We start from the raw sequence: 25,219 nt of genomic DNA on the forward strand, positions 1-25,219 counted from the left end.
GCATGCGGCAGGGGGGTGCCCACCTCGTACCGCGCATGTGTAGCTTGTCCCTCTGTCTGAGACCCTGATGGGGCTGAGCAGAGGCTATTGACACCGGAAGGACGGTCGTGCACATCGTCATCATGGGCTGCGGGAGAGTGGGTTCCGCTCTCGCCCAGACCCTGGAGCAACAGGGGCACACGGTCGCCGTGATCGACCAGGACCCCACCGCCTTCCGTCGGCTGGGCCCCGGGTTCGGTGGCCGCCGGGTCACCGGGATCGGTTTCGACCAGGACACGCTGCGCGAGGCGGGCATCGAGGAGGCCGGCGCCTTCGCGGCCGTCTCCAGCGGCGACAACTCCAACATCATCTCCGCGCGCGTGGCCCGCGAGATGTTCGGCGTGCAGAACGTGGCCGCCCGTATCTACGACCCCCGCCGCGCCGAGGTGTACCAGCGCCTGGGCATCCCGACGGTGGCCACGGTTCGCTGGACGGCCGACCAGATGCTGCGCCGACTGCTGCCCTCGGGTGCCGAGCCGCTGTGGCGGGACCCCACCGGCGGTGTGCAGCTCGCCGAGGTGCACGCCTCCTCGAAGTGGGTCGGCCACAAGATCAGCAGGTTGCAGGAGGAGACGGGCGTCCGGGTGGCGTTCCTGACCCGCCTCGGTGAGGCGATGCTGCCGTCCTCGCAGACGGTGCTGCAGGAGGGCGACCTCGTGCACGTGATGATGCGGACGGACGACGTGGAGAAGGTCGAGGCGGCGTTCGCCGAGGGCCCCGAAGAGGAGAGCGGTCACTGATGAGGGTCGCCATTGCCGGCGCCGGCGCGGTCGGTCGCTCGATCGCGGGGGAACTGCTGGAGAACGGCCACGAGGTCCTTCTCGTCGACAAGGCGCCGACCGCCATCTCGGTCGAGCGCGTGCCGCAGGCCGAGTGGCTGCTGGCGGACGCCTGCGAGATCACGTCCCTGGACGAGGCCGCGCTCCAGCGCTGCAACGTGGTGATCGCCGCGACGGGCGACGACAAGGTGAACCTGGTCGTCTCCCTGCTGGCGAAGACGGAGTACGGCGTGCCGCGGGTCGTCGCCCGGGTGAACAACCCGAAGAACGAGTGGCTGTTCAACGAGGCGTGGGGCGTGGACGTCGCCGTCTCCACACCGCGGCTGATGTCGGCGCTGGTCGAGGAGGCGGTGAGCGTCGGTGACCTGGTCCGGCTGCTGCGCTTCAGCCACGGTGACGCCAACCTCGTCGAGCTGACCCTGCCGGAGGAGTCCGCGCTGGCCGGCACGCAGGTCGGCGACGTCGAGTGGCCGGAGGACACCTCGCTGGTCACCATCATCCGCGGCACCCGGGTGCTCACCCCGTCCCAGGAGGACTCCCTGGAGGCGGGCGACGAACTGCTGTTCGTGGCCGCACAGGCCCGTGAGGAGCAGCTCGAGGACCTGCTGTCGGTGCGGCGGGCGGACACGGAGGGCTGAGTCCTCCGAGAGTTGCGGCGTGAGGGGCGCCCGGAGATCTCCGGGCGCCCCTCACCGCGTACCGGGTACGCCGGGGCGGAACCGCCGTACGGGAAGCGGTCGGACCGGAACACCGTGCGGTCGGAATGGAAAGCGGTCGCGCGTCGGGCCGCTACGGCTTGTCGTCACATTCCCGTCGTCGCCCGGAGGGCGGCCCCTCGGCGTCCGCTGCCTGCTCCGGGGCCCGCCCCGCCCGAAGGGCTGGGGGGCCGCCTGCCCGGCGTCGCGGGGCAGGCGGGGATGACGACGGGTCCTACGGCTCGCGGCGGTGACGGCCGCCGTTCGCCCCGGCCGGGCCTTCGGTTCCCCCCGGCGCCTCGCCGCGCTCGGCCGCGAGGGCCGCCTTGCGCTCCTCCTCGGCCTTCTCCTCCGCCTCCATCTCCGCGAACACGTCGATGGGCGCGGGCGCCTTCGCCAGGAACAGCCAGGTCAGATAGACCGCCAGCAGGAACGGCGGGATCTTCAGGATGATCAGGACCCACCCGAGCTGTGTGGTGTCGGCCCACCAGTACAGCGGGAAGAGGATCGCGCACTTGGCGAGCAGGATCAGGCCCCAGGCCCAGCTCGCCTTGGTGTACGCCTTCTTGCGGCCCGGGTTGCGGGTGCGCCAGGAGAGGTTCTCCTTGAAGACCGGGCCGAGGATCAGACCGATCAGCGGGACCCCGGCGAGCGCGGTGACGATGTACGCCACGCTCAGTCCCAGGGTGTAGAGCATGCCGGGCAGGTAGAAGTCCTTGGCGTTGCCGGTCATCATCGCGAAGACCACGCCGAAGGCCACCCCGAAGACGCCGCTGAAGGCGTGTTTGACGGTGTCCCGCATCGCCAGCCGGACGGCGACCAGCACCAGGGAGACCACCAGCGCGGCGATCGCCGACCAGTGCAGGTCCTTGTTGATCGTGAAGATGCTGACGAAGAGCAGGCCGGGGAGCACCGTCTCGACCATGCCCCGCACCCCGCCGAACGCCTCGAACAGCGCGGCCTCCGTCACCGCCCGGGCCTCTTGATCGGCGGACGTGTCTTCGGTCGGCTTGTCGAGTGACGTCACGGGCTACTCCCGTCCGAGGGGTCGCAGTTCGTACTTGGGGTTGAACAGCACCCGGCGGCCCCGGCTCATCGAGATCCGGCCTGATGCGATCAGCTTGCGCCCCGGTTCGATCCCGACGATGGAGCGCCTGCCGAGCCACACCACGTCCAGGGCGGCGGAGCCGTCGAACAACTCCGCCTCCAGGGCCGGGACTCCGGCGCGGGGGCGCAGGGTGACCGTGCGCAAGGTACCAGTAACCGTGACGACCTGGCGGTCGTGACAGTCGCCGATCCGGGTGCAGCCCGCGGTCTCGGCGTCCTCCCGCAGCTCCTCCGACTCCAGGTCCTCCTGGGACGAGGAGAGCCGGTCGAGCATGCGCCTGAACCGGCCCACCGGCTTTTCGGGACGAGGGACAGCACTCATATCTGAAGCGTACCGGGGCCCGTCGGCAGGACCGTCACCGCGCTCACCTCTCGAACCGATAGCCCATTCCGGGCTCCGTCACGAAGTGCCGGGGGTGCGAGGGGTCGGCCTCCAGCTTCCGGCGCAGCTGCGCCATGTAGACGCGCAGGTAGTTCGTCTCGGTCCCGTACGACGGCCCCCACACCTCCTGGAGCAGCTGCTTCTGGCTGACCAGGCGGCCGGTGTTGCGCACCAAGACCTCCAGCAGGTGCCACTCGGTCGGGGTCAGCCGCACGTCCTTGCCGGCCCGGTTGACCTTCTTCGCGGCCAGGTCGACGGTGAACTGCCCGGTCTCCACCGTCGTCACCTCGTCGTCCCCGGCGCCGACGGGTTCCGCGCGGCGGACGGCGGCGCGCAGCCGGGCCAGCAGTTCGTCCATGCCGAACGGCTTGGTGACGTAGTCGTCGGCGCCCGCGTCCAGCGCCTCGACCTTCTCGTCGGAGGAGTGCCGGGCGGACAGCACCAGGATCGGCACCCGGGTCCAGCCGCGCAGGCCCCGGATCACCTCCACGCCGTCCATGTCGGGCAGGCCCAGGTCGAGGACGACCACGTCGGGGTGGCGGGAGGCGGCGAGGTCGAGGGCGGTCCGGCCGTCGGAGGCGGCGTCGACCTCGTACTTGCGGGCCTTGAGGTTGATCACGAGGGCGCGCACGATCTGCGGCTCGTCGTCGACCACCAGCACCCTGGTCATGAAACCTGCCTTTCGGGGTGTTCGGGGCTCCGTGTCCCCTCGGGGCGCCGCGTCCCGTCACGGCCGCGCGCCTCCTCGGGACGGTGGGGTTCGCAGTCGAGTGGTTCGCGGCCGGCCGTCTCCGGGGGATGCGGTTCGGGGCGCGGGCCGGCCGCTCGGAGGGTGAGCACCATGGTCAGGCCGCCGCCGGGCGTGTCCTCGGCGCCGAGGGTGCCGTTCATGGCCTCGGCGAAGCCGCGGGCCACCGCGAGGCCGAGGCCGACGCCCGCCCCGCGCGGCGCGTCGCCGTACCGCTGGAAGGGTTCGAAGATGCGGTCCTTGGCCGCGTCCGGCACGCCGGGTCCGCGGTCCACCACGCGCACCTCCACCCGGTCGGCGATGGCACTGGCCGACACCAGGACCGGTGCGTGCGCCGGGCTGTACTTGACCGCGTTCTCCACGATGTTGGCCATCGCTCGCTCCAGCAGCCCGGCGTCCACGGCGACCATCGGCAGCGTCTCCGGGACGTCCAGGTCCACGCTGTCCTCGGGCACTCCGCCGAGCGCCATCGGCACCACCTCGTCGAGGTCGATCTCGCGGATCAGCGGGGTCACCGTGCCGGTCTGCAGTCGGGACATGTCCAGCAGGTTGCCCACCAGGTGGTCGAGGCGGTCGGCGCCGTCCTCGATGCCCTCCAGCAGCTCGGCCCGGTCCTCCTCGGACCATTCGACGTCCTCGGACCTGAGCGAGGAGACGGCCGCCTTGATCCCGGCCAGCGGCGTGCGCAGGTCGTGGCTGACGGCGGCGAGCAGCGCGGTGCGGATGCGGTTGCCCTCGGCGAGGGTCCTGGCCCGGTCGGCCTCCTCCCGCAGCCGCCGACGGTCCAGGACGACGGCGGCCTGTGCGGCGAAGGCGGAGAGCACCCGTCGGTCGGAGGCGGGCAGCACCCGGCCGGTGAGCGCCAGCGCCATGTGGTCCCCGACGGGCATGTCCACGTCCGCGTCCTCCGGGCGTTGCAGCGGCCGGTCCGCGCCCACCCGGCCGGCGCACGTCCAGGGGTCCACCTCGCTCTGCCGCTCCAGCAGCGCCACCGAGTCCATGGCGAAGGTCTCGCGGACCCGCTCCAGAAGGGCCTCCAGACTGGTCTCGCCACGCAGGACGCTGCCGGCGAGGAAGGACAGTATCTCCGCCTCCGCGCGCAGCCGGGCCGCCTGGTGGGTGCGGCGGGCGGCCAGGTCCACCACGGAGGCCACGGAGACGGCGACCCCGACGAAGATGGCGATGGCGACGATGTTCTTGGGGTCGGCGATGGTGAGCCGGTGCAGCGGGGGCGTGTAGTAGTAGTTCAGCAGGAACGACCCGACGGCCGCGGAGGCGAGCGCGGGCAGCAGCCCGCCCAGCAGTGCCGCCGCCACCGTCAGGGTGAGGAACAGCAGCATGTCGTTGGCCAGGCCGAGGTCGACGCCGTTGAGCAGCAGCGCGAGGACCACCGGCCCCACGACGGCCATCACCCAGCCCCCCGCGATACGGGCCCGTCCCAGCCGCGCGCCCCGGGCCACGGGCAGTCCGCGGCCCTTGGCGATCTGTCCGTGGGTGACGATGTGCACGTCGAGGTCGGGACCGGACTCGCGGGCGACCGTCGCGCCGACGCCGGGTCCGAAGACGTACTGCCAGGACTTGCGGCGCGAGGAGCCCAGCACGATCTGGGTGGCGTTGACGCCGCGCGCGAAGTCGAGCAGCGCGGACGGTATGTCGTCGCCGACCACGTGGTGGAAGGTGCCGCCCAGGTCCTCCACCAGGGTGCGCTGGACGGTGAGCTCCTTCGGGGAGGCGGCGGTCAGTCCGTCGCTGCGGGCCACGTAGACGGCCATGACCTCGCCGCCCGCGCCCTTCTCCGCCAGACGGACCGCACGGCGGATCAGGGTGCGCCCCTCCGGGCCGCCGGTGAGGCCCACCACGATCCGCTCGCGCGAGCCCCAGATCCGCGACACCCGGTGCTCGCTGCGGTACCGCTGGAGGTACTCGTCGACCCGGTCGGCCACCCACAGCAGGGCCAGTTCGCGCAGCGCGGTGAGGTTGCCGGGCCGGAAGTAGTTGGACAGGGCCGCGTCGACCTTGTCGGGCTGGTAGATGTTGCCGTGCGCCATGCGGCGGCGCAGCGCCTCGGGCGACATGTCGACCAACTCGATCTGGTCGGCACGGCGGACGACCTCGTCGGGGACGGTCTCCCGCTGCCGCACCCCCGTGATCGACTCGACCACGTCGCCCAGGGACTCCAGGTGCTGGATGTTGACGGTCGAGACGACGTCGATGCCGGCCGCGAGCAGTTCCTCGACGTCCTGCCAGCGCTTGGGGTTGCGGGAGCCGGGGACGTTGGTGTGGGCGAGCTCGTCCACCAGGGCGACCGCCGGGGCGCGTCGCAGCACGGCGTCGACGTCCATCTCGGTGAAGGTGCTCCCCCGGTGTGCCAGCTCGACGCGCGCCACCTGTTCGAGGCCGTGCAGCAGCACCTCGGTGCGCGGGCGGCCGTGGTCCTCGGCGTACGCGACCACGCAGTCGGTGCCCCGCTCCACCCGGCGGTGGGCCTCGGCCAGCATGGCGTACGTCTTGCCCACTCCCGGCGCCGCGCCGAGGTAGATCCGGAGCTTGCCACGTCCCATGGCCTCATTGTCTTCCGTCGCAGCTGTGCACGCTGCGACGACCCTACGGCCCGCGATCGCGACAAAAGGGGCCGGGACGGGGCGTGCGGTCGTCCTTGACGCAACCCTGACACCGGGAAGAGCCCCTGGTGGGACCGCGTGAGCCGGGTCGTCCGGGCGGTCCCGGGGAGCCGGGTCGCGTCGCCGCGGTCGGGGTGGTCCTGATGCTCTGGGGGCCTGGTGCTCCGGGTGGTCCTGGTGCTCAGGCGGCCCCACCGGTCCTCTCGGTCCGGGCTCCCCCGGCCGGGCTGCCCTCCTCGGCCTGGGGGGGTGCCCCTCGGTCCGGACGCTCCGGCGGTCGGGACCGGTCGGCTCAGTGCTCGACGATCTCCCCGTCGCGTCAGTGCTCGACGATCTCCCCGTCGCGCAGTTCCAGGACCCGGTCGGCCAGGCCCAGCAGGGTCGGATCGTGCGTGGCGACCAGCGCGGTAACCCGCTGGCTGCGGACCACGGCGCGCAGCAGTTCCATCACGGCGAGTCCGGTCTCCGCGTCCAGCTGGCCGGTCGGCTCGTCGGCGATCAGCAGGGCGGGATCGTTGGCGAGCGCGCGGGCTATGGCGACGCGCTGCTGCTGACCGCCGGAGAGCTCGCCGGGCCGCTGTCCGGCGTGGTCGGCGAGGCCGACGAGCGACAGCAGCAGCGCCACGCGCTCCTCGCGCTCGCGCGGGTCCGCGCGGCGCATCCGCAGCGGCACCCCGACGTTCTCAGCGGCCGTGAGGATGGGGATGAGCCCGAAGGACTGGAAGACGAAGCCGACCCGGTCGCGGCGGAGCGCCAGCAGGCCGTTCTCACCGAGCTCGGAGAGGTCGTGGCCGTCGACCCGGACCCGGCCCCGGTCCGGCTCGTCGAGCCCGCCGACGATGTTGAGCAGAGTGGTCTTGCCGGAACCGGAGCGTCCCTTGAGGGCGACGAGTTCGCCGCGCGGCACCTCGAAGGAGACCCCGCGCAGGGCGTGCACGGCACCGGCGCCGTGCCCGTAGGACTTGTGGACGTTCTCGACGCGCACCATGGTCTCGGCGACGACCTGACTCATGTGCCCTCCCCGTTGTGCTCCCCCGTGGACCGTGCGCCAGTATCGCCAGCGGCGCCCGTTGCCTCAACCGCCCAACGACCGGCACCCCGCGATGGTTTCCGCCTCGGCCGGGTCGGGTGACGACGCAGGCGCCCGTCACGGACGGGGCGGCCGGGCCACGGACGGGGTCGACCGGCAGGCTCCAGGACCTTCCACCGGGATCTCGCCGGACCCCGCGGGCCCGGCAAGATCCCGACGGCGTGCGCTGCTGCCGCGGCAGGCTACGTCCACCCGACAAGGAGCGGCGTCCGGTGCGTGCTCCGGGGACCCTTGCCTGCTCGAAGAGCTCGCGGGAGGCGTGCCGGGCGCCACGACGGGGCGAACGCCGACTGTCGCGGCTAGCGGACCTCGGTGATCTCCGGGCCGCGCTGCAACTGGCCCATGCCGCCGGAGAAGCGGGACTGGCCCTCGTCCTGCTGGACGCCCTCGGGCACCATCTGCGCGTCGTTCGGCAGCTGCAGGACGATCGGGTCGCGGGGCGCCATCGGGCCCTCGCCGCGGACCACGACCGTGTCGCGGAAGATCTGCTCGAGCAGCCCGGCCGCCTGCGGCTGCACCGCGCCCTGGCCCGAGATGACTCCGCGCAGGAACCATCGGGGGCCGTCCACGCCGACGAACCGCACGACCTGGAAGCCGCCGGTGCCGTCCGGGAGCTGGACCGGCACCTGGGCGCGCAGCTCCCAGCCCAGCGGCCCCTCGACCTCGTCGACGATGCCGCCCTGCTGGGTGATGCCGCCGGCGATCTCCTCGCGCACCTCGCCCCAGATGCCCTCCCGCTTGGGAGCGGCGAAGGCCTGCAACTGCACGGCGCTGTCCCCCAGGACGACGGTGGCCGCCACGATCGCGTCGCCCGCGACCTCCACCCGCAGTTCCATGCCGTCGACGCCCGGCACGAACAGACCGCCCAGGTCCACCCGGCCCTCGCCCGGGTCGCGCACCTCGGAGCCGTCCCAGGGCCCGTCGGGCCGCGGTTCCGGCTCGAGCCGGACCCGCTCGCGCTCGCCCTCGTCGTCCGCCTCGGTGTCGACGCTGTCGACGACCTGCTCGGCCTCGCCGGCCGCGTCCTCGGCGGCACCCTTCTTCTTGCGACGTCCGAACACGTCACTGTCCTTCCCGGTCGGATACGACCGAAGCGTATCGATTCCCACCCGCCGGCCCGCCCTGGGCGGCCCGGCCGCTTGTGCCGCTCACGCCGTCCACCGCGGCGTGGCCACCGGTGGACCCGAAGCCCCCCTCGGCCCGCGCCGAGTCGGGAAGTTCCGCCACCTCCTGGAAGCGGACCCTCTCGACCTGCTGGACGACCAGTTGGGCAATCCGGTCGAAGCGCTCGAACCGCACGGACTCGCGCGGGTCGAGATTCACCACGATCACCTTGATCTCCCCACGGTACCCGGCATCAACCGTCCCCGGGGCATTCACGAGGGCGACACCGCATCGGGCGGCGAGACCGGATCGGGGGTGCACGAAGGCCGCGTACCCCTCGGGGAGCGCCACAGACACTCCCGTGGGCAACACGGCCCGCTCGCCGGGCGCCAGTTCACAGGCCTCGGTGGTGCGCAGATCGGCGCCCGCGTCGCCGGGGTGCTCGTACGCCGGAAGCGGTACGTCCGGGTCGACGCGCCGGATCAGCACGTCCAGCGGAGCACGGCCCGCCGGGTCGGCGGCGCTCACGGGTTCACCTCGAAGGCCCGGGCGCGCCGGACCTGGTCCGGGTCGCTCATGGCGGCCTGGATCTCCTCCTCGCGGCCGTGCCGCACGAAGTGGTCGATCTTGACCTCGACGAACAGGGCGTCCGCGCGGACCGCGACGGGGCCGTCGGGGCCACCGATCCGCCCGACGGCCGTCGAGTAGATCTTCCGTCCGGCCACGGCGGTGACCTCGGCCTCCAGGTGCAGCGTGGTTCCGACCGGCACCGGTCGCACGAAGTCCGTCTCCAGCCGTCCGGTGACGGCGACGGTCCGCAGCAGCCAGTTCAGCGAGCCGAGGGTCTCGTCGAGGGCGGTGGCGAGGATGCCGCCGTGCGCGAGGCCGGGCGCTCCCTGGTGTGCCGGCTGCACGGTGAACTCGGCGGTGATGCGGACGCCGTCACCGGCACGGGCCTGCAGGCGCAGACCGTGCGGCTGGTCGCCGCCGCACCCGAAACACTCGCCGTAGTGCGCGCCGAGGAGCTCGCCCGGCGCGGGGGCATCGGGATGCCGTACGGGGCTCACGGCATCGGCGGGAGGCTGAAGAGCTGCGGAACTACCACTCACAGCCGCAGACCTTACCCGCGCCTCCGGGTCGGGCGGGCACCGTGCCAAGCTAGCTTCATGCAGCTCTCCGCCCAGCCGTACGAAGAACGTCTCACCGCGCCCCGTTCCTGGTGGCTGATCAGCTTCCTGATCGGTGTCTCGTTCGCCCTGATCGTCTTCCCCTTCGGCACCCTGCCCATGCTGGGCGGCCTGGTCGGCGGCACCGCCGCGGCGGCGGTCGTGGCGAGCTCGTACGGATCCGTCCGCATCCGCGTCGTGGGCGGCAACCTGATCGCGGGCGAGGCGAAGGTCCCGGTCACGGCCCTGGGCACCACGGAGGTCCTGGACCCGGAGGAAGCGCGCGCCTGGCGCACCCACAAGGCCGACACCCGGGCCTTCCTGCTGCTGCGCGCCTACATCCCCACGGCACTGCGCGTGGAGGTCACCGACCCGGAGGACCCGACGCCGTACCTGTACCTGTCGACCCGGGAGCCGCAGCGGCTCGCGGAGGCCCTGCTGGCGGCGCGGACGGCCGCCACGCCCGAGGCCGCGTAGACCCGAGCCACCCGTGCGGGGGCAGGTGCGGCGGCCTGGCAGCGCCTCGACGGATCGGCGGGAGCAGGTCGGCGGCCGGGCGGGGCCCAGGTCATTGGTCGTGCCCGGGCGGGACCCAGGTCAGGTGCCCGGGCGGGGCCCACGTCGGATGGGCCGGGCGGGGCCGCGCCAGTGCCCGGGTACGGCATGGCAGCCCGGGTGTACGGATTCGGTCGGCTGCGGCCCTGGTCGCACTGGTGCGACCCACGGCATGGCTCGGCCGGGCGGGACCCGTCTCAGTGCCCGGGCCGGTCCCCGGGTCCGTCCGGGGCGTCGCCCATGGCCAGCGGGTGCTCGGGGGTGTCCAGGGGCGGCAGCGCGGGCAGCTCGTCCCACGGCACCTGGACCTTGCGCAGGTCCGTGCGGACGCGGGCCGCGAGCTTCTTGGTGTCGCGCCGGTTGATGACGGCGCCGACGGCGGCGCCCACCAGGAACGGCATGAGGTTCGGCAGGTCGCGCACCATGCGCTTCATGATCTGCTGACGCAGCCGGCGCTTCATCTGGCCGCCCAGGGCGGTGTCGATCGTCGACGGTTTGAGCACGTCGATCCCGCGCTCCCCCGACCAGGAGGACAGATACACGGTGCTGCGGGCCTTGAGCGGCCCGGACGGCCTCACCCCGTAGACCTCGTGGAGTTCGGCGATCAACTTGAGTTCGATCGCCGCGACTCCGGTGATCTCGGCCGCCAGTTCGGTCGGCATCGCCGGCGGAACCGGCAGCATCGCCGCCGCTCCGATGCCCGCCCCGACCGTGGACGTCGCGTAGGCGGCGCCGGCCACCAGCTTGTCCGCGAGCTGTTCCGGCCCGAGCCCCGGGAACTGCCGGCGGAGCGTGGCGAGGTCGCGCACGGGAACGCGTGGGGCCATGTCGATGATCCGGTCGGCGAGGTGGGACAACGCCGCCCTGGCCCGGCTGCCGCTCTTGCGGACGCCGTTGCGGGCCGCTTCCCCGGCCCGGTCGCGGAACGCCGCGACCCGCCGTCGAGCGACGGGCGCGGAATCCCCCGGCGGGGCCGGGTCGCCGCGCCCGCTCACCCGTGCGAGCGAGACCGGTCCCGTCGATGCTGTCGCATCCGTCCTGTCGGACCGACGGGATGGGCCTCGCTCGTCGTGGTCACGCGCGCCGAAGGGGCCGTCGGGCGGCCCCGAGTCCGCTCCCCCACGGGGGAAGCGGCGCTTCCAAGGAGGGGTCGAGCCAGTCACGGCCGACCCCGCCTCAGTCGCAGTCGCGGCAGATCGGCTGGCCGTTCTTCTCGCGGGCCAGCTGACTGCGGTGGTGCACCAGGAAGCAGCTCATGCAGGTGAACTCGTCCTGCTGCTTGGGCAGTACCCGGACGGCCAGTTCCTCATTGGAGAGGTCGGCCCCGGGCAGCTCCAGGCCCTCGGCGGCCTCGAACTCATCGACGTCCACGGCGGAGGTCGACTTGTCGTTCCGCCGGGCCTTCAGCTCTTCAAGGCTGTCCGAGTCGACGTCGTCGTCGGTCTTGCGTGGGGTGTCGTAATCGGTTGCCATGTCGCTCTCCCCCTCTGGGTGTCTGCGGTGTCTCCAGCGCACGTAACGCGTGAGAGGCCGGACTTGTGCCCGACCCGAGGCGGAGATTTTGCCTCACATCAAGGTCTGTTACTCAATCGACACCCAACCGAACTCCCCGAGAGTGATCGGCTTGGATGGCGATGGGGACCGTACACGGTTCCAATGCCGCACTTCAAAGCGGTCTCACCGTGTACTTCCCGTGATCAGGGGCCCTGAAAACCCGGATTTTTCCGGCTTTCCGGCCTCTTCATGATCACTCAGAGTGGATGGCCGGAAAACCGCCCATGTGATCGATCGCACATGAAAAGGTCGGTAAGGGCGCCCGGAAATTCAGCGCAAAGCGAACATCCTCGCCTGCCGAGGACATGATCTCAGATCGGCAGCGTGACGCGCATCACCAGGCCTCCTCCCTCACGCGGCTGGGCCGCGATGTGCCCGCCGTGCGCCCGCGCCACGGAACGGACGATGGACAGGCCCAGGCCGACGCCCTTGTCACTGCCGGTGCGCTCGGTGCGGAGCCTTCTGAACGGTTCGAAGAGGTTGTCGATCTCGTACGCGGGAACGATCGGCCCGGTGTTCGTGACGGACAGCACCGCCCGGCCGTGCTGGACATCCGTCAGGACCTCCACCCACCCGCCCTCGGCGGTGTTGTACCGCACCGCGTTCTGCACCAGGTTCAGCGCGATCCGCTCCAGCAGCACGCCGTTGCCCTGGACGACCGCGGGCTTGCGCTCGCCGCGGATCTCGACGCCCTTCGCCTCCGCCTCGCCGTGCACCTGGTCGACGGCCTGCGAGGCGACCTCGGCGAGGTCCACCGGCTTGCGCTCGACGATCTGGTTGTCACTGCGGGCGAGCAGCAGCAAGCCCTCGACGAGCTGCTCGCTGCGCTCGTTGGTGGCCAGCAGGGTCTTGCCGAGCTGCTGGAGCTCCACGGGCGCGTTCGGGTCGGACAGGTGCACCTCCAGCAGCGTGCGGTTGATCGCGAGCGGGGTGCGCAGCTCGTGGGAGGCGTTGCCGACGAAGCGCTGCTGGGCGGTGAACGCCCTCTGGAGGCGCTCCAGCATGTCGTCGAAGGTGTCCGCGAGCTCCTTCAGCTCGTCGTCCGGGCCGTCCAGCTCGATCCGCCGGGACAGGTCGGAGCCGGCCACCGCGCGGGCCGTGCGCGTGATCCTGCCGAGCGGTGCCAGCACGCGGCCGGCCATGGCGTAGCCGAAGGCGAAGGCGATGACGGCGAGCCCGAGCAGAGCCAGCAGCGAGCGGCTGAGCAGGCTGTCCAGGGCGACCTGCCGCTGGTGGTCGGTGCACGCGCTGATCGCGGCGTTGAACTCCGACAGCGACAGATTGCCGTTGTTGACCCCCGGGCAGTCGTTGCTGGAGACCTTGAGGTTGCTGAAATCGACGATCTTGAACAGCGGTTGGTTGCCGGTGCGCAGGGCCTGGGCGGCGAGCAGGTAGATGATCGACAGCAGCAGGATGCCGGCGATCAGGAACATGCCGCCGTACAGCAGCGTGAGCCGTATCCGGATGGTCGGGCGCAGCCAGGGGAAGGGCGGTTCGGGCCTTCTGGGGTCCCAGGTGGGCTTCGGGGGCGCCTGTGGCGGCGCGGGAGTGGCGGCCACGGCGGATCAGATCCGGTAGCCGGAGCCGGGCACGGTGACGATCACGGGAGGCTCGCCCAGCTTGCGGCGGAGGGTCATCACGGTGACGCGCACGACATTGGTGAACGGGTCCGTGTTCTCGTCCCAGGCCTTCTCCAGCAGTTGCTCGGCGGAGACGACCGCGCCCTCGCTGCGCATGAGGACCTCCAGCACGGCGAACTCCTTGGGCGCCAGCTGGACCTCCTTGCCGTCGCGGAAGACCTCGCGGCGGTTGGGGTCGAGCTTGATCCCGGCGCGCTCCAGGACGGGCGGCAGGGGCACGCTCGTACGCCGGCCCAGGGCACGCACACGGGCGGTGAGCTCGCTGAACGCGAAGGGCTTGGGCAGATAGTCGTCGGCGCCGATCTCCAGGCCCTCGACACGGTCGCTGACGTCACCGGACGCGGTGAGCATCAGCACCCGCGTGGGCATGCCGAGCTCCACGATCCTGCGGCAGACGTCGTCACCGTGGACGAGCGGGAGGTCGCGGTCGAGGACGACCACGTCGTAGTCGTTGACGCCGATGCGCTCCAGGGCGGCCGCACCGTCGTACACGACGTCGACCGCCATGGCCTCCCGGCGCAGTCCGGTGGCCACCGCATCGGCGAGCAGCTGCTCGTCCTCGACGACGAGTACGCGCACGTCGCTTGTCCTTCCTGTGGCCACCCGCGCGGCGCCGCTCGGGCACGCGCGGGCAGGGGTCTTCATGGGTGTGTGCCTCCATCCTGCCCTTTTCGGCCATAAGTCGGCTGTAAGCCGGGGAAGCCCGGGAGGAGCGCGGAGGAGATTCCCGGGGAAGCGCCCGCCGGAGAACGGGTGAGCGACGGATGAAGCGGCCGGGAACGCGAAATTTTCTCGTGCGGTCGAGGTTTCCCCGGCGGGGAGGTTGGGGAGGACGGGTTTACACCCCGCGATCACGCTCTGCATGTGCCGCACCACAATGCGGTTCACCGTCATCCGCTTCCGCAGAGCGGGCGTGGGTGTCCGGCACCGTCGCCGCCCGGCAGGGCAGCGCTGGGCACCCTGCAGGAGACGTGATCGCCCCTTTCCCAACGGCAGGCACACCCCCGTGCCACCGACCCACGACCCAGGACGAGGGGGCGCAGCATGGACGCATTCACCGCAGGACTTCTGCAGCGCATAAAGGCGACCGAGTCCGACCTCACGCGGGCTCGCGACGAGGGCGACGACTTCCTCGTCGAGGTGGAGCTGGCCGAACTCGACGACCTGCGCCGCCTCGCCGCCGAGCACGGTGTGGAGGTCGGCGTGTCCGGCGTCTGATCATCCTGTTCCAGATCGGCTGCACCTGAGCGGGGCCCCGGCGAATCCAGCGCCGGGGCCCCGGCTTTCCGCTCGTTCTCCTGCCCGATGGCTCGTTCGCCTACGGGGCGCCCGCGCCGGCTCTCTCGCGGCCGGCGCGTGGGGAGGGGCGTCCTGGGACGGCCCTCGCCGTCGGCCGGTGCGGGCCCTTGCGCGTGCCGGGGAGCAGGGCGCCCACTCGGGCTCCCACCGGCGTTCGTGGCCGTGCTGGGACCGTCGTCGCATTCCGGCCTCGAGGGCTCCAGGGCCGTGGCCACGAGATACCAGGAGGGCTTCCACTGCCCCGTGCCGGTCGCCGCGATCCGACGATGGCTCCGTGCCTGAGCGAGTGGTCTGTCGGTGCGGTTCAGCCAGCGTGCTCGGCGGCGCGGGCTTCGGACATCTCTCGGATGACGGCCAGGGTGTTCCGTACGACCCGCAGGGTGCTGACGCGCATGCGCTCGGCGGCCTCATCGTCGTGCTTCGCCTCGGCCGCCTGGCCATGGAAGAGGACTTCGCCGGCGAAGGTCAGAGTGAGATCACCCGTCTCGTCCTCTCCGATCTCGTTGTGGATCACCCACGTGGCTCGGTCGTCCCTGCGATGGAAACTGACACGCTGTCCTACCTGGAAGGCGACGTCCTCGCGGATTCGTTCGCCGTGCACGACGACCTCCCGCACCAGACCCTCCGGCCCGCGCTCCAGGACGGAGCACTCGGACATGCCGGCAACGAACGGGATGGCGTTCTCCGCCTTGCTGCGAAGACCAGCCCACACCTCGTCACGGTCAAGCACGTACTGACCAGGCTGAGAGGGATCGTTGACGGGCTGAGTGACTTCGACGTGTATCACGAGGGCTCCCAGGACATGGTGGTGTGACTTCGATGCCGAGCCTCACACCTCAAGCAGGCTTGAGGTCAAGAAGCGCTCGGCTCGTGCCCTCCCCCCGGATGAGCGGTCTGCTGACGGCTGACCAGCCCAGACAGTTGGCCCCGACCCACCCATATGGTCCGCCGGACACTGCCTAGTCCCGACCGGCGCCCAGTTCCTCCAGGAGTTCCTGGAGGGGCTCGAAGACGCCCGGCGGGGCGGCCACGGTCAGGTCGCGTGACACGCGCTCTCCCGGGCGGCCTCCGGTCAGCGCGCCCGCCTCGCGGGCGATCAGGTCGCCGGCTGCGTAGTCCCAGGGGTGCAGGCCGCGCTCGTAGTAGCCGTCGAGGCGGCCCGCCGCCACGTCGCACAGGTCGATCGCGGCGGAGCCGCCGCGCCGGATGTCCCGCACCAGCGGGATCAGCCTGCGGGCGACGTCGGCCTGGTGGGCGCGGACCTCGGCGACGTAGTTGAAGCCCGTGGAGACCAGGGCCTGGTCGAGCGGCGGCGCGGGGCGGCAGGCGAGCCTGCGCACGCCGGCCCAGGCGCCGGTGGCCCAGGCCCCGCGGCCGCGCACGGCGTGGAACGTCTCGTCCCGCATCGGGGCCATCACGACTCCGACGACCGTCTCGCCGTTCTGCTCGGCCGCGACCGAGACGGCCCAGGTCGGCAGTCCGTAGAGGTAGTTCACCGTGCCGTCCAGGGGGTCGATCACCCAGCGGATCCCGCTGGTGCCCTCGGTGGCGGCGCCCTCCTCGCCGAGGAAGCCGTCGGCGGGGCGCCGGTCGGCGATCAGGTCGGTGATCAGCTTCTCGGCCGCCAGGTCCATCTCGGTCACGACGTCGATCGGACTGGACTTGGTGGCGGCGACCGCCAGGTCGGCCGGGCGGCCGTCCCGCAGCAGCTCTCCGGCGCGGCCGGCGGCCAGCAGGGCGAGCTGGAGCAGTTCCGTGTGCAGGGCGTCGGTCACGGTGCTCCTCACGCGTAGGGGCTGTCGGCGCCCGCGGCGGCGGGCCGGGCGGCGCGGGCCGGGCAGCAGCCCACCGGGCAGACATCGTGGCCGGCCCCGAGCGCACCCAGGGCGCACGGCGTGACCCGCTGTCCGCGCTCGACGGCGGCCCGCTCCAGGATCAGATCGCGGACGGCGGCGGCGAAGCGCGGGTCGGCGCCCACGGTGGCCGAGCGGCGCACCGGCAGGCCCAGCTCCTCGGCCTTGGCCTTGGCCTCCGTGTCGAGGTCGTAGAGGACCTCCATGTGGTCGGAGACGAAGCCGATGGGAGCCATGACGACGGCCGGGACACCCGCCGCGTGCCGCTCCTGGAGGTGGTCGCAGATGTCGGGCTCCAGCCACGGGATGTGCGGCGCGCCGGAGCGCGACTGGTACACGAGCTGCCAGGGGTGGTCCACGCCGGTTCGCTCGCGGACCGCGTCGGCGATCAGCCGTGCGACGTCCAGGTGCTCCCTGACGTACGCCCCGCCGTCGCCGTGCTGCTCCACCGGGCCGGAGGTGTCGGCGGCGGAGGTCGGGATCGAGTGGGTCGTGAAGGCGATGTGCGCGCCGGCCCGGACGTCCTCGGGCAGGTCGGCGAGGGACTCGACCACGCCGTCGATCATGGGTTCGACGAAGCCGGGGTGGTTGAAGTAGTGCCGCAGCTTGTCGATCCGCGGCAGCTCCAGGCCCTCGGCCTCGAGCGCGGCGAGCGAGTCGGCGAGGTTCTCGCGGTACTGGCGGCAGCCCGAGTAGGAGGCGTAGGCGCTGGTGGCCAGGACGAGGATGCGGCGGCGCCCGTCACGGACCATCTCGCGCAGGGTGTCGGTGAGGTAGGGCGCCCAGTTGCGGTTGCCCCAGTAGACGGGCAGGTCCAGGCCGTGGTCGGCGAAGTCCGTGCGGAGGGCGTCCAGCAGGGCGCGGTTCTGTTCGTTGATGGGACTGACCCCGCCGAACAGGAAGTAGTGCTGTCCGACTTCCTTCAGGCGTTCGGTGGGGATGCCGCGCCCGCGAGTCACGTTCTCCAGGAACGGGACCACGTCGTCCGGCCCTTCCGGGCCGCCGAACGAGAGCAGGAGCAGGGCGTCGTACGGGGTGGCATCGAGCGCGTCTGGCATGCTCCGATCCTGCCATCCGGCACCGACGGCAGGGATCCCGACCCGCTCCCGGTGGTGCGTTAGGGTCACCTAACCCGTAAGCTGTATCCGCTTCCTTCGCGCCTTACCGGACCCCCGGAGACGCCTTACCGGATCCCGGAGACCCTGTGCCCAGCCCGTACCGCGCCCTGTTCGCCGCTCCCGGCTCCAAGGGCTTCTCCGCCGCGGGGTTCCTCGGCCGGATGCCGCTGTCCATGATGGGCATCGGCGTGGTCACGATGATCTCCCAGCTCACGGGGCGCTACGGGCTCGCCGGAGCGCTGTCGGCCACCATCGCGCTGGCCGCGGCCGCCCTGGGACCGCAGATATCCCGGCTGGTCGACCGGTACGGTCAGCGCCGGGTGCTGCGGCCCGCGACGCTGGTCGCGCTGGCCGCGGCGGCGGGGCTGCTGCTGGCCGCCTGGTTCCGGTGGCCGGACTGGGTGCTGTTCGTGTGCGCGGCCGGGATCGGTTCGGTCCCGTCCCTGGGCGCGATGGTCCGGGCCCGCTGGGCGGCCCTGTACCGGGGGACCCCGCAGCTGCACACCGCCTACTCGTTCGAGTCGGTGGTGGACGAGGTCTGCTTCATCTTCGGACCGATCGTCTCCATCGGGCTGTCGACGGCCTGGTTCCCGGAGGCTGGGCCGCTGCTGGCCGCCTGTTTCCTCGCCGTGGGCGTCTTCTGGCTGACCGCTCAGCGGGCCACCGAGCCGGCGCCGCACCCGCGCGAGGAGCACAGTGGGGGTTCGGCGCTGCGCTCGCGCGGACTCCAGGTGCTGGTGGCCACCTTCGTGGCGACCGGGTCGATCTTCGGGGCGGTCGACGTGGTCACCGTGGCCTTCGCCGACGAGCGCGGCCACAAGGGCGCGGCGAGCGTCGTGCTCGCCCTGTACGCCGCGGGCTCCTGCACGGCGGGGGTGCTGTTCGGGCTGCTGCGGCCGTCCGGGGCGCCCGCCCGCCGGTGGCTGCTGGGCATATGCGCGATGTCCGTGAGTATGATCCCCCTCCTACTGGTCGGAAACCTGCCGTTTCTGGCCGTGGCGCTGTTCGTTGCGGGCCTCTCCGTCGCTCCCACGATGATCACGACGATGGCCCTCGTCGAAGAGCACGTACCACGCGCGCACCTGACCGAGGGCATGACCTGGGTGAGCACCGGGCTCGCGGTCGGGGTGGCGCTCGGTTCGTCGGTGGCCGGCTGGGTCATCGACGCGGCCGGCGCGCGGTCCGGGTACGGGGTTCCGGCGGTGTCCGGGGCCGTCGCGGTCGCGGTCGGTTTCCTCGGGTACCGCCGGCTCAGCAGGCCGGCTCCGGGTCGGGGAGGCTCCGTTGAGCAGCACAGCGAGCGGGAAGAACGGCACGTGGCGTAACTGGGGCGGCAACGTCGCCGCCCGTCCCGCGCGGGAGGTCGCTCCGGCCTCGGTCGAGGAGCTCCGCGCCGCCGTGCGCCGGGCCGCCGAGGACGGCCTCAGGGTGAAGGCCGTCGGCACGGGGCACTCCTTCACGTCGATCGCCGCGACCGACGGCGTCATGGTCCGCCCCGATCTGCTGACCGGCATCCGTCGCATCGACCGCGACGCCATGACGGTCACCGTGGAGGCCGGCACCCCGCTCAAGAGGCTCAACCTGGCGCTGGCGCGCGAGGGGCTGTCCCTCACCAACATGGGCGACATCATGGAGCAGACGGTGTCCGGGGCGACCAGCACCGGCACCCACGGCACCGGCCGCGAGTCGGCCTCGATCGCCGCCCAGATCAGGGGCCTGGAACTGGTCACCGCCGACGGCTCGGTGCTCACCTGCTCCGAGAGCGAGAACCCCGAGGTCTTCGCGGCCGCCCGAATAGGCCTCGGCGCGCTGGGCATCGTCACGGCGATCACCTTCGCCGTGGAGCCGGTCTTCCTGCTCACGGCCCGCGAGGAGCCGATGCCCCTGGAGAAGGTGCTCGCCGAGTTCGACCAGCTCTGGGCGGAGAACGAGCACTTCGAGTTCTACTGGTTCCCGCACACCACCAGCACCAACACCAAGCGCAACAACCGCAGCGCCGGACCGGAGCAGCCGGTGGGCGGGCTGGCCGGCTGGATCGAGGACGAGCTCCTCTCCAACGGCGTCTTCCAGGTGGCCAACTGGGTCGGCCGCGCGGTGCCCGCCACGGTCCCGGCGATCGCCCGGCTCTCCAGCCGGGCGCTGTCCGCGCGGACGTACACCGACATCCCCTACAAGGTCTTCACCTCCCCGCGCCGGGTGCGCTTCGTGGAGATGGAGTACGCCGTCCCGCGCGCGGCCCTGGCCGACACGCTGCGCGAGCTGAAGGCGATGGTGGACCGCTCCGGCCTGCGCGTGAGCTTCCCGGTGGAGGTGCGCACCGCGCCCGCCGACGACATCGCGCTGTCCACGGCCTCGGGCCGGGACAGCGCGTACGTCGCGGTCCACATGTTCCGCGGCACCCCCTACCAGCGGTACTTCACCGCCGCCGAGCGGATCTTCACCGCCCACGAGGGCCGGCCGCACTGGGGCAAGGTGCACACCGGGGACGCGGAGTACTTCGCCGGGGTGTACCCGCGCTTCGGCGAGTTCACCGCGCTTCGGGACCGGCTGGATCCGCAGCGCCTGTTCCAGAACGACTACTTGCGGAGGGTGCTGGGGTCGTAGCGGACGCGCCGGGCGCCGGGGCGGTGCCGCCGGTCCCGGCCGTGCCGTCCGCCGTCCCCGTGCCGTCGCTGCCGGCGCCGGTGCTCTCCGAGCCCGGGCCGGCGCCGTCCGACCCGGTGCCGCCGGTTCCGGCGCTCGCCGTCGCGTCGGGCGCGGGCGTCCCGCTCGCCTTCCCGGGGCCGTCCGTGCCGTGGGAGGCGGTCCCGCCCGGCGACGTCGCGCCGCCGGTTCCGGGGTCGGCCGTGGGTGAGGTCGCGGGGGTCGGCGTGTCGCCGCCGGACGGCTGCACGTGCGTGCGGCGGCCGGTGACCGCGTCGCCGACCGTCGTGCCGTGTCCGCCGCTGAAGCTGCTGCCCGACGCCGTCTCGTACACCGTGATGCCGGCCATGGTGACGCCGAAGACGAGGGCGGCCGCGAGTACCGGCCGCTTCCAGCTGCGGACCCGGGCGCGGTAGACGGTGCCCTCGGTGAACTCGCCCGGCGCCGGCGTCCGCCCGGCGGGGGCGTCGGCGACGGCCGGCCGGGGAACGGCCTCGGTCCGGGAGGAGACCCTCACCGTCCGGATCTGTTCGCCGGTGCGCCGGAAGAAGTGCTGGAAGACCGTGCCGCCGCAGGTGGCGATGACACTGACGACCCCCGCTCCGAGGATGGTCCCGTAGACGCCGAAGTACGAGGCGAGCTTCGCGGCCACCACCGCCGCCACGGCGCTGCCCGCGACCTGGGCCGCGTTCAGCTCGATCCGTTTCCGGGGCGCCTCCTCCTCCTCGGTGTTCGGCGCGCCGATGCTGTCGGGCTTTTCGCGCATACCCGGATCTTGCCTGCCTCTCCCGCACATGGATGAATTTTCGGGACTTGATCGACCCACTGCACGAGAAAGGGACGTATGGGCGAAACCATTGGTTCCGTTTCTGTCCATTCCGTGAACTACGCCACGTTCATGATCGATAAATCCGGTCAGGGGCGGTCAAGTCCCGTCCGACGCCAGAAGTTCGACGGCGCGCCAATCCACGCACGTGGCCCAAATGGAGTACTGTTGCGAGCCCTGGGTCCGGTCTCCCGCCAGGGTGTCCGGGACCTGCTGGACCGCCGGGAGGGGGCTGGTTGCACAGGGTGACGGAGTTGGTCACTTAGCGTTGCGAACAGGTAACCGTGCCATAACGGCGAGCCAGGGCCCGTGCCCGACACGCCGGGCAACTCGGCAAGGTTGTGGCAGGCTGCACCCGGGCAGGCCACACTCGACTAGCGGAAGCAGCGACGCACGTGACGTCGGCAGGCACCACCCGGGAGGTCCCCATGCCCGAACTGCGTGTCGTGGCCGTCTCCAATGACGGCACACGGCTGGTGCTGAAGGCTGCGGACAGCACGGAGTACACGCTTCCCATCGACGAACGGCTCCGCGCCGCCGTGCGCGGCGACCGTCCCCGCCTCGGCCAGATCGAGATCGAGGTGGAGAGCCATCTCCGCCCCCGCGACATCCAGGCGCGGATACGAGCAGGCGCGTCCGCGGAAGAGGTCGCCCAGCTCGCCGGCATCCCCGTGGACCGCGTACGGCGCTTCGAGGGCCCCGTGCTCGCCGAGCGCGCCTTCATGGCCGAACGGGCCCGCAAGACCCCGGTCCGCCGACCCGGCGAGAACTCCGGTCCGCTGCTCGGCGAGGCGGTCCAGGAGCGGCTGCTGCTGCGCGGCGCCGAGAAGGACACCGTCCAGTGGGACTCCTGGCGCCGCGACGACGGCACCTGGGAGGTCCTGCTGGTGTACCGGGTCGCGGGCGAGCCGCACTCGGCGAGCTGGACGTACGACCCGCCGCGCCGCCTGGTGCAGGCCGTCGACGGCGAGGCGCGCGCCCTGATCGGCGAGTCCGACGACCTGGGAGCCCCGGAGCCGAGCTTCCCGTTCGTGCCGCGCATCGCCCGGCTGCCGCGCGACCGCCCGCTGGACCGGGACCGCGACCGGCCGGCCCTGCCCGCGCAGCTCTCCGACCCGACCGAGGAGAGCGCCGGCGAGCGCGACTCGCTGACCAGCCTGCTGGAGGCGGTGCCCAGCTTCCGCGGCGACCTGGTGGTGCCCGAGCGGGCGCCGGAGCCCGCGACCGAGCCCGACGAGGAGGTGGAGGTGGAGGAGCCGCCGGCCCCCGCTGCCTCCGCCGGAGCCGGGTCCGCCTACGCGGACGTCCTCATGCCCCGCTCCGTCGGCAGTCACCGCGACCGTCTCATCGGCGCCACCGACCGCCAGGCCGAGGCGGACGGCGTCCGCCCCGGCCGCCGGGCCGCGGTCCCGAGCTGGGACGAGATCGTGTTCGGCACCCGCCGCAAGAAGCAGGAGTAGCGAGGCCGTACGAGCGTGAGGACCGCCCCCTTCAGGGGACGGTCCTCCTCGCGTGCCCGGGTGCCCCGGCGGTTACTGCGGGTCCGGCCCCACCGCCACCGGCCTGGCCGGGTCCGCGGACCACTCCGACCACGAGCCGACGTACAGGGCCGCCGGGATCCCCGCCACGGCCAGCGCCAGCACCTCGTGCGCCGCGGAGACGCCCGAGCCGCAGTAGACGCCGACCTCCCCGCCGTCGGCCGCGCCGAGTGCCGTGAACCGCGCCCGGAGTTCCGCCGCGGGCAGGAACCGCCCGTCCGGGCCGACGTTCCCGGTCGTGGGCGCGGAGACCGCTCCGGGGATGTGGCCGCCCACCCGGTCGATCGGCTCCACCTCCCCGCGGTACCGCTCCCCCGCGCGCGCGTCGAAAAGCAGCCCGGAGCGCGCCAGCGCCGCCGCGCCGTCGGCGTCGAGCAGCCGGACGGCGCCCGGCGCCGGCGAGAAGTCACCCTCGGCGGGCTCGGGCACCGAGGTCTCCAGCGGGCCCTCCCAGGCCGCCAGGCCGCCGTCGAGCACCCGTACGTCGGGGTGCCCCGTCCAGCGCAGCAGCCACCAGGCGCGCGCCGCCGCCCAGCCCTGCCCGCCGTCGTACACCACGACCGGCCGGGCCGCGGAGACTCCCGCCCGGCGCATCGCGGCGCCGAACTCCTCCGTGCCGGGCAGCGGATGACGGCCCGCGCCGCCCGGCGCCGAGGCCAGTTCGCGGTCCAGGTCGACGAAGACGGCGCCGGGGAGGTGCCCGGACTCGTAGGCGGCGCGTCCGTCGAAGGGCGGCTCGCCCGCCGCCTTGGCCACGCTGAGCTGCCAGCGGACGTCGAGCAGCACCGGCGGGTTCGGTCCCGCGAGGACGGCGGCGAGATCGGCCGCGGAGATGATGGCGTTCATGGCCACCATCCTTGCGCACGGGGTGGCCCCGGCGTCCAGGTCCGGCTACTCTGCTCGGCCTGACGGTCCCGGTCACGAGGCGTACGGAATCGGCCACGTGCCGTACCGGGGACCGGCATCCGTCGGCAGTGCGCCGCGACCGGCCCGAGACCGCCCGGAAACACGCTTCCGCCCCGGACGGCGGGGCAGCGGCCGGGTCCGGGGAGCTGAAACGATGCGGCCACCGCGAGGGGCCGGGAAAAGGGTGACGATGACCGAGGCACCGGAGCCGGCCGACCACGACGGCCGGACGCCCGCCCGGTACGCGCCCGGCACACCGTGCTGGGTGAGCCTGATGGTCCACGGGATGACCGCGATGCGGACCTTCTACGGAGAGCTCTTCGGCTGGGAGTTCCAGCCGGGCCCCGAACGGCTCGGCCCCTATGTGCGGGCCCTGCTGGACGGCCGGGAGGTCGCGGGCATCGGCCTCCTGCCGCCGGACCGGCACCTGCCCGTCGCCTGGACTCCGTACCTCGCCTCGGACGACGTCGACCTGACCGCTGAAACGGTACGGCGGTGCGGCGGCACGATCGGGGTGGGCCCGCTGGAGGCGGGCGACGCCGGACGCCTGGCGATCGGCTCCGACCCGGCGGGCGCGGTCTTCGGCATCTGGCAGCCCGCCGCGCATCGCGCCACGAGCGTCGACGGCGTGCCCGGCACGCCCGCCTGGAACGAGTTGCTGACCTACGAGACCGCCGCCGTCGCCAAGTTCTACGGAAACCTGTTTGATTATGAGGAGCGGCCGACCGCTTCCGCGGATCCCGACCACATCACCCTGAGCCTCGGCGGCCGCCCGGTCGCCGGCATCCACGGCATGGGCCACGCCCTGCCCCGCGACCGGGGCCCGCACTGGCTGACGTACTTCGAGGTCGCCGACGCCGACGAGGCGGCCGTACGCCTCGTCGCCCTGGGCGGCCGGGTGCTCACCCCGGCCGAGGACACCGCCCACGGCAGGACGGCCACGGTGACCGACCCGGAGGGCGCCCGGTTCGCGCTGGTCAGCCGCCCGCGCTGACGCGCGTGGCCGTGTGCCGCGTGCGGGGAGTTCCGGGCCTCGCGGGCCTCGCTCCGGCTTGCCGGGCCGTGGCCGTGCTGCCGTCGACCTCGTACGGTCACTCGGGAGGGGGTTCGAGGGGGCGAGCCGGTGCAGAGCCTCGGTCACCGCGCCCCTGCCCCACCGAGTCGTCGGTCCAATTCGACGTCCAGGGCGGCTTGTTCACCTGCGCTCGGATCGTAGCCGTTCCACGCCCGCAGGGCGGTGCGCGCCTGCTCGGCGCGCGCCGCGCGCTCCTCGGGGGTGAGCATGGTCTCGGCCAGGTGGGACAGGTAGCCCCGCAGCGACATGCCTTGGGAGGACGCCATCCGGGCAAGCCGGTCGCGGGCTTCGGCGGGGATGCGGATGTTGGCGTCGGACATACCGGCCTCCTCAATCGTCCCCGAAGGTACGGATACGGGTACGCACCCGTCCCGTGTCGAGCGGTCCGGACGGGCTCACCGCCGGCCACCTGACGCGCACGCGCACTCGGTCCTGACGGACTTGCCCGAACCATCCGGGCGCCGGCGCCAGTCCCGGCGGG

The 25,219-nt window shown here is 72.5% G+C and carries 26 protein-coding genes; 8 read left to right on the top strand and 18 right to left on the bottom strand.

Translation table 11 applies throughout. The annotated features are described in order from the left end of the window. Positions 1 to 107: 107 nt before the first annotated feature. Both ACF061_RS26045 and ACF061_RS26050 read left to right on the top strand, forming a co-directional pair. The gene (locus tag ACF061_RS26045) at positions 108 to 779 is read left to right on the top strand and encodes a potassium channel family protein (protein WP_392269391.1); all 672 of its coding nucleotides are present in this window, start codon (positions 108 to 110) and stop codon (positions 777 to 779) included. After that, positions 779 to 1,456: a potassium channel family protein gene (locus ACF061_RS26050; protein ID WP_392269392.1), complete on the top strand. Its 678-nt coding sequence runs from the start codon at positions 779 to 781 to the stop codon at positions 1,454 to 1,456. The genes ACF061_RS26045 and ACF061_RS26050 overlap by 1 nt, the downstream gene beginning before the upstream one ends. Before the next feature lie 292 nt (positions 1,457 to 1,748). Here the strand turns inward: ACF061_RS26050 and ACF061_RS26055 are convergent, their stop codons facing one another. The 8 genes from ACF061_RS26055 to ACF061_RS26090 form a co-directional block, all read right to left on the bottom strand. Then, positions 1,749 to 2,540, bottom strand: coding sequence for a DUF3159 domain-containing protein (locus ACF061_RS26055; protein ID WP_392269393.1), 792 nt, complete (start codon positions 2,538 to 2,540; stop codon positions 1,749 to 1,751). 3 nt (positions 2,541 to 2,543) lie between these two features. Continuing rightward, complete coding sequence (locus ACF061_RS26060) at positions 2,544 to 2,942, bottom strand: OB-fold nucleic acid binding domain-containing protein (RefSeq protein ID WP_392269394.1); 399 nt, start codon at positions 2,940 to 2,942, stop codon at positions 2,544 to 2,546. Positions 2,943 to 2,985: 43 nt separating this feature from the next. Further along, entirely contained in the window at positions 2,986 to 3,672 is a 687-nt protein-coding gene (locus tag ACF061_RS26065; protein WP_392269395.1) for a response regulator, read from the bottom strand. Then, positions 3,669 to 6,311: an ATP-binding protein gene (locus ACF061_RS26070; RefSeq protein ID WP_392269396.1), complete on the bottom strand. Its 2,643-nt coding sequence runs from the start codon at positions 6,309 to 6,311 to the stop codon at positions 3,669 to 3,671. The genes ACF061_RS26065 and ACF061_RS26070 overlap by 4 nt, the downstream gene beginning before the upstream one ends. Positions 6,312 to 6,690: 379 nt before the next feature. Beyond that, positions 6,691 to 7,383 (bottom strand): ABC transporter ATP-binding protein, encoded by a 693-nt coding sequence (locus ACF061_RS26075; protein WP_392269397.1) that lies wholly within the window; start codon positions 7,381 to 7,383, stop codon positions 6,691 to 6,693. Between the two features lie 377 nt (positions 7,384 to 7,760). Then, positions 7,761 to 8,522, bottom strand: coding sequence for a DUF3710 domain-containing protein (locus tag ACF061_RS26080; protein ID WP_392269398.1), 762 nt, complete (start codon positions 8,520 to 8,522; stop codon positions 7,761 to 7,763). 1 nt (position 8,523) lies between these two features. Further along, positions 8,524 to 9,093, bottom strand: coding sequence for a dUTP diphosphatase (gene dut / locus ACF061_RS26085; protein ID WP_392269399.1), 570 nt, complete (start codon positions 9,091 to 9,093; stop codon positions 8,524 to 8,526). Further along, positions 9,090 to 9,674 (bottom strand): PaaI family thioesterase, encoded by a 585-nt coding sequence (locus tag ACF061_RS26090; protein WP_392269400.1) that lies wholly within the window; start codon positions 9,672 to 9,674, stop codon positions 9,090 to 9,092. The genes dut and ACF061_RS26090 overlap by 4 nt, the downstream gene beginning before the upstream one ends. A 57-nt stretch (positions 9,675 to 9,731) precedes the next feature. Here ACF061_RS26090 and ACF061_RS26095 point away from each other — a divergent pair, with 57 nt between their 5' ends. Beyond that, positions 9,732 to 10,208 carry a DUF3093 domain-containing protein gene (locus ACF061_RS26095; protein ID WP_392269401.1) on the top strand — a complete coding sequence of 159 codons (477 nt, stop codon included), beginning with the start codon at positions 9,732 to 9,734 and terminating at the stop codon, positions 10,206 to 10,208. A gap of 275 nt (positions 10,209 to 10,483) precedes the next feature. Here ACF061_RS26095 and ACF061_RS26100 read toward each other — a convergent pair whose 3' ends face one another. The 4 genes from ACF061_RS26100 to ACF061_RS26115 all read right to left on the bottom strand — a co-directional run bounded on the left by ACF061_RS26100 (position 10,484) and on the right by ACF061_RS26115 (position 14,059). Further along, on the bottom strand, positions 10,484 to 11,449 hold the full coding sequence (locus ACF061_RS26100) for a hypothetical protein (RefSeq protein WP_392269402.1): 966 nt from the start codon (positions 11,447 to 11,449) through the stop codon (positions 10,484 to 10,486). Positions 11,450 to 11,462: 13 nt separating this feature from the next. After that, a complete protein-coding gene (locus ACF061_RS26105; RefSeq protein WP_005481602.1) occupies positions 11,463 to 11,759 on the bottom strand; it encodes a DUF4193 domain-containing protein in 297 nt (98 codons plus the stop codon). 392 nt (positions 11,760 to 12,151) lie between these two features. After that, the gene (locus ACF061_RS26110) at positions 12,152 to 13,399 is read right to left on the bottom strand and encodes a sensor histidine kinase (RefSeq protein ID WP_392269403.1); all 1,248 of its coding nucleotides are present in this window, start codon (positions 13,397 to 13,399) and stop codon (positions 12,152 to 12,154) included. A 6-nt stretch (positions 13,400 to 13,405) separates the two neighbouring features. Further along, the gene (locus ACF061_RS26115) at positions 13,406 to 14,059 is read right to left on the bottom strand and encodes a response regulator transcription factor (protein ID WP_009191109.1); all 654 of its coding nucleotides are present in this window, start codon (positions 14,057 to 14,059) and stop codon (positions 13,406 to 13,408) included. A gap of 465 nt (positions 14,060 to 14,524) precedes the next feature. Between ACF061_RS26115 and ACF061_RS26120 the strand changes: the two genes are divergently transcribed. Next, on the top strand, positions 14,525 to 14,698 hold the full coding sequence (locus tag ACF061_RS26120; protein ID WP_019981855.1) for a hypothetical protein: 174 nt from the start codon (positions 14,525 to 14,527) through the stop codon (positions 14,696 to 14,698). 385 nt (positions 14,699 to 15,083) lie between these two features. On the opposite strand, the gene ACF061_RS26125 is transcribed toward ACF061_RS26120, so the two are convergent. The 3 genes from ACF061_RS26125 to ACF061_RS26135 form a co-directional block, all read right to left on the bottom strand. Continuing rightward, positions 15,084 to 15,566 carry an SRPBCC family protein gene (locus ACF061_RS26125; protein ID WP_392269404.1) on the bottom strand — a complete coding sequence of 161 codons (483 nt, stop codon included), beginning with the start codon at positions 15,564 to 15,566 and terminating at the stop codon, positions 15,084 to 15,086. A gap of 172 nt (positions 15,567 to 15,738) precedes the next feature. Then, complete coding sequence (locus tag ACF061_RS26130) at positions 15,739 to 16,554, bottom strand: inositol monophosphatase family protein (protein ID WP_392269405.1); 816 nt, start codon at positions 16,552 to 16,554, stop codon at positions 15,739 to 15,741. 8 nt (positions 16,555 to 16,562) lie between these two features. Then, positions 16,563 to 17,690: a ferrochelatase gene (locus ACF061_RS26135; protein ID WP_392269406.1), complete on the bottom strand. Its 1,128-nt coding sequence runs from the start codon at positions 17,688 to 17,690 to the stop codon at positions 16,563 to 16,565. A gap of 146 nt (positions 17,691 to 17,836) precedes the next feature. On the opposite strand from ACF061_RS26135, the gene ACF061_RS26140 reads away from it, so the two are divergent. Further along, positions 17,837 to 19,075, top strand: coding sequence for an MFS transporter (locus ACF061_RS26140; protein ID WP_392269407.1), 1,239 nt, complete (start codon positions 17,837 to 17,839; stop codon positions 19,073 to 19,075). Continuing rightward, positions 19,035 to 20,354, top strand: a complete 1,320-nt coding sequence (locus ACF061_RS26145; RefSeq protein ID WP_392269408.1) for a D-arabinono-1,4-lactone oxidase — start codon at positions 19,035 to 19,037, stop codon at positions 20,352 to 20,354. Before ACF061_RS26140 ends, ACF061_RS26145 begins: the two co-directional genes overlap by 41 nt. Here ACF061_RS26145 and ACF061_RS26150 read toward each other — a convergent pair. Next, complete coding sequence (locus tag ACF061_RS26150) at positions 20,278 to 21,159, bottom strand: hypothetical protein (RefSeq protein WP_392269409.1); 882 nt, start codon at positions 21,157 to 21,159, stop codon at positions 20,278 to 20,280. The genes ACF061_RS26145 and ACF061_RS26150 overlap by 77 nt on opposite strands. A gap of 488 nt (positions 21,160 to 21,647) precedes the next feature. Here ACF061_RS26150 and sepH point away from each other — a divergent pair, with 488 nt between their 5' ends. Beyond that, positions 21,648 to 22,679, top strand: a complete 1,032-nt coding sequence (sepH, locus tag ACF061_RS26155; RefSeq protein ID WP_392269410.1) for a septation protein SepH — start codon at positions 21,648 to 21,650, stop codon at positions 22,677 to 22,679. A gap of 72 nt (positions 22,680 to 22,751) precedes the next feature. Here the strand turns inward: sepH and ACF061_RS26160 are convergent, their stop codons facing one another. Next, positions 22,752 to 23,603, bottom strand: coding sequence for a sulfurtransferase (locus ACF061_RS26160; protein WP_392269411.1), 852 nt, complete (start codon positions 23,601 to 23,603; stop codon positions 22,752 to 22,754). 250 nt (positions 23,604 to 23,853) lie between these two features. Between ACF061_RS26160 and ACF061_RS26165 the strand changes: the two genes are divergently transcribed. After that, on the top strand, positions 23,854 to 24,657 hold the full coding sequence (locus ACF061_RS26165; protein ID WP_392269412.1) for a VOC family protein: 804 nt from the start codon (positions 23,854 to 23,856) through the stop codon (positions 24,655 to 24,657). 143 nt (positions 24,658 to 24,800) lie between these two features. Here ACF061_RS26165 and ACF061_RS26170 read toward each other — a convergent pair whose 3' ends face one another. Continuing rightward, complete coding sequence (locus ACF061_RS26170) at positions 24,801 to 25,058, bottom strand: hypothetical protein (RefSeq protein WP_392269413.1); 258 nt, start codon at positions 25,056 to 25,058, stop codon at positions 24,801 to 24,803. Positions 25,059 to 25,219 lie beyond the last annotated feature (161 nt).

It is taken from the genome of Streptomyces sp. NPDC015220, assembly GCF_043079345.1.
Lineage (GTDB): Bacteria > Actinomycetota > Actinomycetes > Streptomycetales > Streptomycetaceae > Streptomyces.

Coding starts and splice junctions, on each gene's coding strand:
- ACF061_RS26050 (WP_392269392.1), top strand. CDS start 779: ATGAGGGTCGCCATTGCCGGCGCCGGCGCGGTCGGTCGCTCGATCGCG.
- ACF061_RS26060 (WP_392269394.1), bottom strand. CDS start 2,942: ATGAGTGCTGTCCCTCGTCCCGAAAAGCCGGTGGGCCGGTTCAGGCGC.
- ACF061_RS26065 (WP_392269395.1), bottom strand. CDS start 3,672: ATGACCAGGGTGCTGGTGGTCGACGACGAGCCGCAGATCGTGCGCGCC.
- ACF061_RS26070 (WP_392269396.1), bottom strand. CDS start 6,311: ATGGGACGTGGCAAGCTCCGGATCTACCTCGGCGCGGCGCCGGGAGTG.
- ACF061_RS26075 (WP_392269397.1), bottom strand. CDS start 7,383: ATGAGTCAGGTCGTCGCCGAGACCATGGTGCGCGTCGAGAACGTCCAC.
- ACF061_RS26095 (WP_392269401.1), top strand. CDS start 9,732: ATGCAGCTCTCCGCCCAGCCGTACGAAGAACGTCTCACCGCGCCCCGT.
- ACF061_RS26105 (WP_005481602.1), bottom strand. CDS start 11,759: ATGGCAACCGATTACGACACCCCACGCAAGACCGACGACGACGTCGAC.
- ACF061_RS26120 (WP_019981855.1), top strand. CDS start 14,525: ATGGACGCATTCACCGCAGGACTTCTGCAGCGCATAAAGGCGACCGAG.
- ACF061_RS26135 (WP_392269406.1), bottom strand. CDS start 17,690: ATGCCAGACGCGCTCGATGCCACCCCGTACGACGCCCTGCTCCTGCTC.
- ACF061_RS26150 (WP_392269409.1), bottom strand. CDS start 21,159: ATGCGCGAAAAGCCCGACAGCATCGGCGCGCCGAACACCGAGGAGGAG.
- sepH (WP_392269410.1), top strand. CDS start 21,648: ATGCCCGAACTGCGTGTCGTGGCCGTCTCCAATGACGGCACACGGCTG.
- ACF061_RS26160 (WP_392269411.1), bottom strand. CDS start 23,603: ATGAACGCCATCATCTCCGCGGCCGATCTCGCCGCCGTCCTCGCGGGA.
- ACF061_RS26165 (WP_392269412.1), top strand. CDS start 23,854: ATGACCGAGGCACCGGAGCCGGCCGACCACGACGGCCGGACGCCCGCC.
- ACF061_RS26170 (WP_392269413.1), bottom strand. CDS start 25,058: ATGTCCGACGCCAACATCCGCATCCCCGCCGAAGCCCGCGACCGGCTT.